The organism is Pseudomonas sp. 22085 (assembly GCF_052045815.1).
Lineage (GTDB): Bacteria > Pseudomonadota > Gammaproteobacteria > Pseudomonadales > Pseudomonadaceae > Aquipseudomonas > Aquipseudomonas glycinae.
Genome location: NZ_JBQEQA010000005.1, coordinates 1 through 3,078 on the forward strand (window position 1 = coordinate 1; position 3,078 = coordinate 3,078).

Annotated in this window: 1 rRNA gene; it reads left to right on the forward strand. The window is 51.3% G+C overall.

The features are described from left to right. Positions 1–164 precede the first annotated feature (164 nt). Positions 165–3,055: ribosomal RNA gene (locus ACTJK7_RS06915) — 23S ribosomal RNA — on the forward strand. Positions 3,056–3,078: the final 23 nt, after the last annotated feature.

Genomic DNA, 3,078 nt, shown 5'->3' on the forward strand with positions numbered 1-3,078 from the left:
TCGTTCTTTAAAAATTTGGGTATGTGATAGAAAGATAGACTGAACGTTACTTTCACTGGTAACGGATCAGGCTAAGGTAAAATTTGTGAGTTCTCTTAGTTGAGAAATTCGAATTTTCGGCGAATGTCGTCTTCACAGTATAACCAGATTGCTTGGGGTTATATGGTCAAGTGAAGAAGCGCATACGGTGGATGCCTTGGCAGTCAGAGGCGATGAAAGACGTGGTAGCCTGCGAAAAGCTTCGGGGAGTCGGCAAACAGACTTTGATCCGGAGATGTCTGAATGGGGGAACCCAGCCATCACAAGATGGTTATCTTGTACTGAATACATAGGTGCAAGAGGCGAACCAGGGGAACTGAAACATCTAAGTACCCTGAGGAAAAGAAATCAACCGAGATTCCCTTAGTAGTGGCGAGCGAACGGGGACTAGCCCTTAAGTGGCTTTGAGATTAGCGGAACGCTCTGGAAAGTGCGGCCATAGTGGGTGATAGCCCTGTACGCGAAAGTCTCTTAGTCATGAAATCGAGTAGGACGGAGCACGAGAAACTTTGTCTGAATATGGGGGGACCATCCTCCAAGGCTAAATACTACTGACTGACCGATAGTGAACTAGTACCGTGAGGGAAAGGCGAAAAGAACCCCGGAGAGGGGAGTGAAATAGATCCTGAAACCGTATGCGTACAAGCAGTGGGAGCAGACTTTGTTCTGTGACTGCGTACCTTTTGTATAATGGGTCAGCGACTTATTTTCAGTGGCGAGCTTAACCGAATAGGGGAGGCGTAGCGAAAGCGAGTCTTAATAGGGCGTCTAGTCGCTGGGAATAGACCCGAAACCGGGCGATCTATCCATGGGCAGGTTGAAGGTTAGGTAACACTGACTGGAGGACCGAACCGACTACCGTTGAAAAGTTAGCGGATGACCTGTGGATCGGAGTGAAAGGCTAATCAAGCTCGGAGATAGCTGGTTCTCCTCGAAAGCTATTTAGGTAGCGCCTCATGTATCACTGTAGGGGGTAGAGCACTGTTTCGGCTAGGGGGTCATCCCGACTTACCAAACCGATGCAAACTCCGAATACCTACAAGTGCCGAGCATGGGAGACACACGGCGGGTGCTAACGTCCGTCGTGAAAAGGGAAACAACCCAGACCGTCAGCTAAGGTCCCAAAGTTATGGTTAAGTGGGAAACGATGTGGGAAGGCTTAGACAGCTAGGAGGTTGGCTTAGAAGCAGCCACCCTTTAAAGAAAGCGTAATAGCTCACTAGTCGAGTCGGCCTGCGCGGAAGATGTAACGGGGCTCAAACCATACACCGAAGCTACGGGTATCACGCAAGTGATGCGGTAGAGGAGCGTTCTGTAAGCCTGTGAAGGTGAGTTGAGAAGCTTGCTGGAGGTATCAGAAGTGCGAATGCTGACATGAGTAACGACAATGGGTGTGAAAAACACCCACGCCGAAAGACCAAGGTTTCCTGCGCAACGTTAATCGACGCAGGGTTAGTCGGTCCCTAAGGCGAGGCTGAAAAGCGTAGTCGATGGAAAACAGGTTAATATTCCTGTACTTCTGGTTATTGCGATGGAGGGACGGAGAAGGCTAGGCCAGCTTGGCGTTGGTTGTCCAAGTTTAAGGTGGTAGGCTGAAATCTTAGGTAAATCCGGGGTTTCAAGGCCGAGAGCTGATGACGAGTTGCCTTTAGGCGACGAAGTGGTTGATGCCATGCTTCCAAGAAAAGCTTCTAAGCTTCAGATAACCAGGAACCGTACCCCAAACCGACACAGGTGGTTGGGTAGAGAATACCAAGGCGCTTGAGAGAACTCGGGTGAAGGAACTAGGCAAAATGGCACCGTAACTTCGGGAGAAGGTGCGCCGGTGAGGGTGAAGCACTTGCTGCGTAAGCCCACGCCGGTCGAAGATACCAGGCCGCTGCGACTGTTTATTAAAAACACAGCACTCTGCAAACACGAAAGTGGACGTATAGGGTGTGACGCCTGCCCGGTGCCGGAAGGTTAATTGATGGGGTTAGCTAACGCGAAGCTCTTGATCGAAGCCCCGGTAAACGGCGGCCGTAACTATAACGGTCCTAAGGTAGCGAAATTCCTTGTCGGGTAAGTTCCGACCTGCACGAATGGCGTAACGATGGCGGCGCTGTCTCCACCCGAGACTCAGTGAAATTGAAATCGCTGTGAAGATGCAGTGTATCCGCGGCTAGACGGAAAGACCCCGTGAACCTTTACTATAGCTTTGCACTGGACTTTGAATTTGCTTGTGTAGGATAGGTGGGAGGCTTTGAAGCGTGGACGCCAGTTCGCGTGGAGCCATCCTTGAAATACCACCCTGGCAACTTTGAGGTTCTAACTCAGGTCCGTTATCCGGATCGAGGACAGTGTATGGTGGGTAGTTTGACTGGGGCGGTCTCCTCCTAAAGAGTAACGGAGGAGTACGAAGGTGCGCTCAGACCGGTCGGAAATCGGTCGTAGAGTATAAAGGCAAAAGCGCGCTTGACTGCGAGACAGACACGTCGAGCAGGTACGAAAGTAGGTCTTAGTGATCCGGTGGTTCTGTATGGAAGGGCCATCGCTCAACGGATAAAAGGTACTCCGGGGATAACAGGCTGATACCGCCCAAGAGTTCATATCGACGGCGGTGTTTGGCACCTCGATGTCGGCTCATCACATCCTGGGGCTGAAGCCGGTCCCAAGGGTATGGCTGTTCGCCATTTAAAGTGGTACGCGAGCTGGGTTTAGAACGTCGTGAGACAGTTCGGTCCCTATCTGCCGTGGACGTTTGAGATTTGAGAGGGGCTGCTCCTAGTACGAGAGGACCGGAGTGGACGAACCTCTGGTGTTCCGGTTGTCACGCCAGTGGCATTGCCGGGTAGCTATGTTCGGGAAAGATAACCGCTGAAAGCATCTAAGCGGGAAACTTGCCTCAAGATGAGATCTCACTGGAACCTTGAGTTCCCTGAAGGGCCGTCGAAGACTACGACGTTGATAGGTTGGGTGTGTAAGCGCTGTGAGGCGTTGAGCTAACCAATACTAATTGCCCGTGAGGCTTGACCATATAACACCCAAGCAATCTGTAGA